Origin of the sequence: Pseudomonas capeferrum, from assembly GCF_013523055.1 — a bacterium.
GTDB lineage: Bacteria > Pseudomonadota > Gammaproteobacteria > Pseudomonadales > Pseudomonadaceae > Aquipseudomonas > Aquipseudomonas capeferrum_A.
In genome coordinates, this window is the sequence record NZ_JAAMQM010000054.1 from 1 (window position 1) to 1,294 (window position 1,294).

At 62.1% G+C, this 1,294-nt stretch carries 1 protein-coding gene; it reads right to left on the reverse strand.

Annotation, left to right across the window (positions count from 1 at the left end):
- Positions 1–1,294 (reverse strand): immunoglobulin-like domain-containing protein (locus G7009_RS27265; protein WP_375139578.1); only part of this gene is annotated, 1,294 nt, incomplete at both ends.

Consider the following 1,294-nt stretch of genomic DNA (forward strand, 5'->3'; position numbering starts at 1 on the left):
AGGCGGTGGTCTTGCCTGCCTTGACCGTTACGGTGTCACCGTTGCTCAGGGTGACGGTGAGGTCACGCTCCAGGCTGCGGTTGAGGGTGACGGTGAAGGTGGCCGGCTTGTCCTCGGTGATCGAGTTTTGATCGGCCGTGATGCCGACGGTGACCAAGTCTCCGCCGTTCGGTGTACCTGGGGTACCTGGGTTATTCGGGGTACCGGTTTCGTCAGTGACCGTGGTGCAGGTGTAGCCCGAGGTCGACAGCTTCTCGAAGACGTTGCCACCGGTGATGCCAGTGATCGACTTGTTGATGACGGGCTGGCCGCCGACGTAGGCGTCGTCGGCCGTGGTCAGGACATAGGTGCCGCTGGCCTTGCCTGCCTCGATGGTGACGAGACCGCCGCCTTCGAGGGTGAAGGTCATGCCCTGGTGACCGATCACCGGCAGGCCGTCCTTGCTGATCAAGGTGACGGTGTAGGTGATCTGGCCGCCTTCGGTGACGGTGGTCTTGTCAGCCGTGAGCGTGGCGACCACTTCGTTGATGGTGTCGGCGATCTGCACGGTGGCCGAGCCACCCAACTGCAGGTTCTCGAAGGTCTGGCCGTCAACGGTGGCATCGGTGATACCAACGGTTAGCGAGCCGGCGTCCTTGAAGACGTCATCACCCTGGGCATCGGTGCGGTAGGTGGCTTCGGTCTGGCCCGCGGCGATAAGGACCTTGTCACCATTGGTCAGGGTGACGGTGAGGTCACGGTCCAGGACCTGGTTGACGCGTACGGTGAAGACCGGCTGCTCGGCTTCGGTGACGTTGCCATTGCTGACAATGCTGACCAAAACCTGGTCGCCGCCATTTGGCGTACCTGGAGTCCCTGGGTTGTTCGGCGTACCAGTTTCGTCGGTGACGGTCGTGGTGGTGCTGCCAGCAGTGATCAGGTTCTCGAAGACCGCATCACCAGTTACACCGGTGATGGTCTGGGCAATGGCCGGCTGGCCACCGACATACACGTCATCGTTGGCAGTGATGGTGGCGGTACCGGCAGCACTGCCCTTGGCCACTTCGACGACAGTGCCGTCGGTGAGCGTAAAGGTCAGGCCCTGGTGGCCAGTAACCGGCAAGCCATCCTTGCTGCTCAGGGTCACGGTGTAGGTGATCTGACCGCCTTCGGCGACAGTGGTCTTGTCAGCGGTCAGGGTCGCCACGACATCGTTGATGGTGTCGGCGATCTGCACGGTGGCGGAGCCACCCAGCTGCAGGTTTTCGAAGGTCTGGCCATCAACGGTGGCATCGGTGATACCAACGGTTAGCGA